Raw genomic sequence first — 5,664 nt, forward strand, 5'->3', positions numbered from 1 at the left:
CCGCTAAGATCAGGGAGCAAGCTCCCATCTCTTCGCTCGACTTGCATGTATTAGGCACGCCGCCAGCGTTCGTCCTGAGCCAGGATCAAACTCTCCGATAGAAAGCTTAATCTAGCTTTTAAAACATTTTGTTTCCGTAGAAACAACTACTTACATGGCGTTTCGTTCAGTTTTCAAAGAGCAATTCGTTTCTTTCAATGTCGTTTTCAGCGACTTTATTAATATACCATATTAACTCAGTTGGCGTCAACAACTTTTTTGAAATTGTTTTTCGTGTTAACCGCGTTGTTGCGGCGACCTATATAACTATATCAGGGTTATTCTTGATATGCAACCCCTTTTTAAATAATTATTTCAGAAAAACAAAAAAGGACCCTTTCATTAGAGGATCCTTATGTCTCACCCTATGATAATGAGCTGTATTGCAGCAAGTGCTACAAGACCAGGAATTCCTAAGAATCCCGTCACAACAGCTGTTCCTGGATTGATCGGAACGTGTAAATCAAATGGACTGCCGAACGTATTTAGAAAGAACAGCAGTAACGCGCCGATGGCGAGCTTAATTAACCCCTGACCGATCCAACGCATTGGTCTTAGTGGGGCTCCTATGAAAAGAAGCAAAACAATACTTAGGACAAATAAGCCAATAATGAGTTTTGGGTCCATAATAGGCCTCCGCTCTTTTTTCTCAGAATTACTAAATCATATGTCTGTCCAAATAAAAAAGAACGGGAAGTTTTAAACTATCCCATTCTTATTTTTCTTCGTTTTGCTTCTTTTAATAGAAAGAAATATTTCGCTTCATCCACTTTCAGCTTAGCAAGAACCGCTCCAGAGGGCTCTAAGCTACGCTCTACAATCTCTTTCTGCTTGTTCCAAACTTCTTTTAATTCATATAGCGTCTGAATCAAACGCTCATCAGCTTCTTTACGTAAATAGCCTTTCCGCTTGAAGAACATTTCGTTTCCTCCTGACGCTACAATTCACGACGTCCTTCCATCGCTTTCGAAAGGGTGACCTCATCCGCATATTCAAGATCGCCACCAACTGGAAGGCCGTGAGCAATACGGGTAATGCGAATTCCTGTTGGTTTCACAAGACGAGCAATATACATTGCCGTTGCTTCTCCTTCAATTGTAGGATCGGTGGCGAGAATAATTTCCGTGACCTTATCGTCCTGCAGACGTTTTAATAACTCTGGCACTTTAATATCTTCCGGGCCAATTCCTTCTACAGGAGAGATGGCACCATGAAGCACGTGATAAAGTCCTGTGTAATCTTTCATTTTCTCAATAGCGATGACGTCTTTTGCATCTTGTACAACGCAAATAACCGTTTCATCGCGATGACTGTCTGAACATATTCGACATGGGTCCGTATCAGTAATGTGATTACATACAGAGCAATACGTTAGCTGACGCTTCGCATTCACTAACGCTTTCCCAAAATCCAGTACGTCATCATCATTCATTTCAAGAACGAAAAAAGCCAGGCGGACCGCCGTTTTTGGTCCGATTCCCGGCAATTTCATAAAACTGTCGATCAGTTTTGAGATTGGTTCAGGATAATGCACCTGCGTACCCCCTAAAACATTCCTGGCATATTAAGCCCTTGCGTGAATTTACCCATGTCTTTGTTAACCAACTCATCTACATTACGAAGCGCATCATTTGTTGCAGCAAGCACGAGATCCTGGAGCATATCAATGTCGTCTGGATCCACAACTTCTTCTTTTACAATAACTTCAAGAATTTCTTTATGTCCATTTGCTTTTACAAGAACCATACCGCCACCAGCTGAACCTTCAACGACTTTGTCCTTTAGTTCTTCTTGCGCTTTTGCCATATCCTTCTGCATCTTTTGCATTTGCTTCATCATGTTATTCATGTTTCCTCCGCCACCCATGCCGCGTTTCATAATAAAATTCCTCCTTAGTTATCGTTCATTTTATGTTTGAATATCTAATAAATCATCGCCAACAAGGCGTCTTGCTTCAGCAATCAATGGATCTTCTGCTGGTTCCTCACCATTAGTTTGGTCAGGTTCTGGTTCATCTCTTGTCTTCAAGAACTCAGCACGAATTTCCTTCCACTCTGTTTCAACAATCGCAACCATTTCAAGTTGCTTCCCGAGCGTACGTGAAAGTACTTGTTCTAGCGTACCACGAATGTTGTCTTTTGTTGCCATCTGGCAGTGCATGTCGTACTGAAAAGATAGCAGGAAGGAGTTATCAGTAGCTGCAACAGGCTCGCTATCCTTTAACCAGGCATGTGCAGAAACTTTTTCTTGACGAACGTTCTCCATCACTTCGCCCCACACGCTTTTCACTTTCATTAAATCCTGCTTAGTCGCCTTCTTCAGCATCTCTTTTATTCTACCATGAGATACACCAGATTTCTGTCTGGAAGGTTTAAATTGTTTTTTCTGTTTCGGCTCACTTGCTTCTTCTTGCTTTACCGTAACGCCTTGCTCTTTCAAAGTCTTCAGCTCATTTTCCAGCTTTTGAATACGATCCAATAATTCGCTTTGATCTTGAGCAGGCTTATTTTGGCTAGTCGTTTCATCCTGGCATATTTGGACGAGCGCTAATTCAAGGAAAATTCGTGGGTGGTTTGTCCACTTCATCTCCTGCTGACTGCGATTTAACGTTTCGATGACAGTGTAGATCCACTCTTTCGCAGATTGATCACCTAACTGCTTGAACGTTTCATCAATTTTTACTCTTTCCACAACTTCTTCAAGCTGAGGTGCCGTTTGGTAAAGTAATAAATCACGATAGTAATAAATCAGATCTTCTAGGAAACGTGCAGCGTCTTTTCCATGATCCATTAATTCTTCCACTGCGCTTAGTGCTTGAGCAACATCTTTATGATAGAAAGCCATTGCTATTTTTGAAATCATTTTTTGAGACACGCTTCCTGTTACAGCAAGCACGTCATCTAATACAACTTCAGCTTCACTATAAGAGATTGCCTGATCAAGAATACTTAAAGCATCTCGCATTCCGCCATCTGCCGCTCGAGCAACTTGATAAAGTGCATCTTCTTCTACCTCAATATCCTGCGCATCAATAATCGTTTGTAAACGTCCCACAATGTCCTGCGCTGTAATTCTTCTCATATCAAAACGCTGACACCTTGAGATAATCGTTAACGGGATTTTATGAGGCTCCGTCGTTGCAAGAATAAACACCACATGCTTTGGAGGCTCTTCCAATGTTTTTAAAAGAGCATTGAACGCTCCAGTTGAAAGCATGTGAACTTCATCTATAATATACACCTTATAAGAAACAGAACTTGGCGCATACTTCACTTTATCGCGAATGTCACGAATGTCGTCGACCCCTGTATTGGATGCCGCATCAATTTCAATGACATCAGATATCGACCCATCTGTAATCCCAAGACACGCTGAACATTCATTGCACGGTTCAGCCACTGGTGCCTTTTCACAGTTAATCGCTTTCGCAATAATTTTGGCAGCACTCGTTTTTCCCGTTCCTCGAGGTCCTGTAAACAAATAGGCGTGAGAGATTTTTTGCTGTACGAGTGCGTTCTGAATTGTTCTGGTGACATGCTTTTGACCAACCACATCTTCAAACGTTTGCGGTCGCCAAACGCGGTATAGCGCTTGATAACTCATTCGCCTACTCTCCTCCTAACCTCTTCATACATTTCTATTATACCGTTTCATTGCGTCTAATTCAAAAGTCAATCCTACGAAAACGATACTAAAAAACTCACCCTTAGGAAAGAGTGAGTTTGAATAATTAAATTAAGTAAACCGTGCACCTTCCTTCGATAAAGCCACCACAGGCGTTACCTGAACAGTTAGCTCGATCCGGGCACTCCCGCGGCACACAGAGGGTACCTACTTACTGCTGCTTCCTTCCGGACCTGACAGGGTTCATAGGACTCTGTTGCGCAGGACCCGAATGTCAACACCACTTATTCAGGTCAGACCCTGCAGTGGCTAAACCTCGGGAAGGGATTCAGTCTCGCTATAGCGGATTGCGAGTACAGGGCACCGCTAATTCCCCACCTAGCACGGCAAATTTGATAACATTGTTGTGCACTCAAATGGTGCAAAATAAAGTATATCGTATTTCGACCATTTTAGCAACAGGTCAAATACTCCATTAAATGTAAATGGCGGAGGCGAGAGGATTTGAACCCCCGCGACGCGTGAACGTCCTAACTGATTTCGAGTCAGCCCCCTTCAGCCAGACTTGGGTACGCCTCCATCAATCGTTGGCTCACTGACAAAAAGACTATATCATGTCTTTTCAGGATTTTCAATGAATGATAATCTGCGCTTTTCCTCTTTCCGTTTTTGTCTTAAGTGGCGAAAAAACGTCGATAGCATTGTGCCGCATTCCTCTTCACATACTCCAGCCGTGATTGCGGCCTGATGATTAAATCGGTCATCATCAAGAAGATTCATTAAGGTACCAGCACAACCACCTTTCGGATCACTCGCCCCGTACACCACTCGCTCCACTCGTGACAAAACAATGGCGCCGCTACACATGGCACAAGGCTCGAGCGTAACGTAGAGCGTGCAGTCTGTTAAACGCCATGAACCTACTTTTTGACACGCGGCATCAATCGCAAGTAGCTCAGCGTGGGCCACGGCTCGTTGTTCCGTTTCTCTAAGGTTATAAGCTGATGCTATCACTTTTTCTTCTTTTACAATAACTGCACCAATTGGTACCTCTCCTATGGCCGAAGCTTTCTCTGCCTCCGCCATTGCAAGTCGCATAAAGTATACATCTCTTTCAAGCTGATCCTGCATTACTTTCCCTCCTTAATGGTCGTTTTATCTATAATCGGTTTGGGTAAACTACATATTATTCCAATTTTTTAAAAGGAGAGGAGTTCACATGAGTAAAAAACATATTGAAAATAGTCATCAAGATACTTCTGCCGCTCTCTTACTAATTGACGTAATCAATACAATGGATTTCGAAGATGCTGAACTTCTTGCGAGATACACAGAAGAAACAGCAGATCATATTAAGTCTTTAAAAGAAAAAGCCAAAGCAAAAGGAATGCCTGTGATCTATGTTAATGATAATTATGGTTTATGGCAATCCGATTTCAAAAAGGTTATTAATTACGCCGCCGAAGCGAATGGACAGCATTTAGTTGATCGCCTTGAACCAGAAGATGATGATTATACGGTCGTAAAGCCAAAGCACTCTGGCTTTTTTTCAACACCGCTCTCGTCCTTACTTAAATTCTTAAACGTGAATACGCTTATTCTTACAGGCTTTGCAGGCAACATTTGTGTGCTCTTTACTGCAAATGATGCTTATATGAGAGAATACGATCTGTATATCCCTTCTGATTGCTGTGCGTCTAACGTAAAAGAAGACAACGATTACGCCCTTCGATTAATGGAAGGAAACTTAAAAGCAAATACTCAAGCGTCCAACGAATTAGAACTAGACAAACTCATCGAAAAAGCGAACGAGCGAAAAACAACGACTGCATATGAAGGATAAGAAAAGAGGCTGGGACAAAACCCAGTAAATTAAAATAAGAGTGGCCCTGCGGACAAATAATTTGTTCGCAGGGCCACTCTTTCTATATTTTCATCTTAATTTAACAATAAAATAAGGGCAACCTCTGATAAAATTATAGTTACCACACAATAACCATC

The 5,664-nt window shown here is 42.1% G+C and carries 7 protein-coding genes, 1 tRNA gene, 1 rRNA gene and 1 other RNA gene; 1 reads left to right on the plus strand and 9 read right to left on the minus strand.

The genetic code is table 11. From position 1 onward, the window contains the following. The 9 genes from PQ511_RS23455 to tadA all read right to left on the minus strand — a co-directional run. Nucleotides 1-101, minus strand: a 16S ribosomal RNA gene (locus tag PQ511_RS23455); the annotation flags it as partial. 298 nt (nucleotides 102-399) lie between these two features. After that, nucleotides 400-666: a pro-sigmaK processing inhibitor BofA family protein gene (locus PQ511_RS23460; protein ID WP_224591276.1), complete on the minus strand. Its 267-nt coding sequence runs from the start codon at nucleotides 664-666 to the stop codon at nucleotides 400-402. Between the two features lie 77 nt (nucleotides 667-743). Beyond that, nucleotides 744-959, minus strand: a complete 216-nt coding sequence (locus PQ511_RS23465; RefSeq protein WP_273854334.1) for a YaaL family protein — start codon at nucleotides 957-959, stop codon at nucleotides 744-746. 17 nt (nucleotides 960-976) lie between these two features. Further along, nucleotides 977-1,573, minus strand: a complete 597-nt coding sequence (gene recR / locus PQ511_RS23470) for a recombination mediator RecR (protein WP_226660155.1) — start codon at nucleotides 1,571-1,573, stop codon at nucleotides 977-979. An 11-nt stretch (nucleotides 1,574-1,584) separates the two neighbouring features. Continuing rightward, entirely contained in the window at nucleotides 1,585-1,905 is a 321-nt protein-coding gene (locus PQ511_RS23475; protein WP_098445890.1) for a YbaB/EbfC family nucleoid-associated protein, read from the minus strand. Between the two features lie 42 nt (nucleotides 1,906-1,947). Further along, complete coding sequence (gene dnaX, locus PQ511_RS23480; RefSeq protein ID WP_273854335.1) at nucleotides 1,948-3,642, minus strand: DNA polymerase III subunit gamma/tau; 1,695 nt, start codon at nucleotides 3,640-3,642, stop codon at nucleotides 1,948-1,950. A 141-nt stretch (nucleotides 3,643-3,783) separates the two neighbouring features. Beyond that, nucleotides 3,784-4,050: signal recognition particle sRNA large type (ffs, locus tag PQ511_RS23485), an RNA gene on the minus strand. 99 nt (nucleotides 4,051-4,149) lie between these two features. Beyond that, nucleotides 4,150-4,242: transfer RNA gene (locus PQ511_RS23490), tRNA-Ser, on the minus strand. Between the two features lie 33 nt (nucleotides 4,243-4,275). Then, nucleotides 4,276-4,794, minus strand: coding sequence for a tRNA adenosine(34) deaminase TadA (gene tadA, locus PQ511_RS23495; RefSeq protein WP_273854336.1), 519 nt, complete (start codon nucleotides 4,792-4,794; stop codon nucleotides 4,276-4,278). An 88-nt stretch (nucleotides 4,795-4,882) separates the two neighbouring features. Between tadA and PQ511_RS23500 the strand changes: the two genes are divergently transcribed. Beyond that, nucleotides 4,883-5,506: a cysteine hydrolase family protein gene (locus PQ511_RS23500; RefSeq protein ID WP_273854337.1), complete on the plus strand. Its 624-nt coding sequence runs from the start codon at nucleotides 4,883-4,885 to the stop codon at nucleotides 5,504-5,506. The last annotated feature ends 158 nt before the right edge of the window (nucleotides 5,507-5,664 follow it).

The sequence above is a fragment of the Guptibacillus spartinae genome (genome assembly GCF_028610625.1).
Taxonomy (GTDB): domain Bacteria; phylum Bacillota; class Bacilli; order Bacillales; family Guptibacillaceae; genus Guptibacillus; species Guptibacillus spartinae.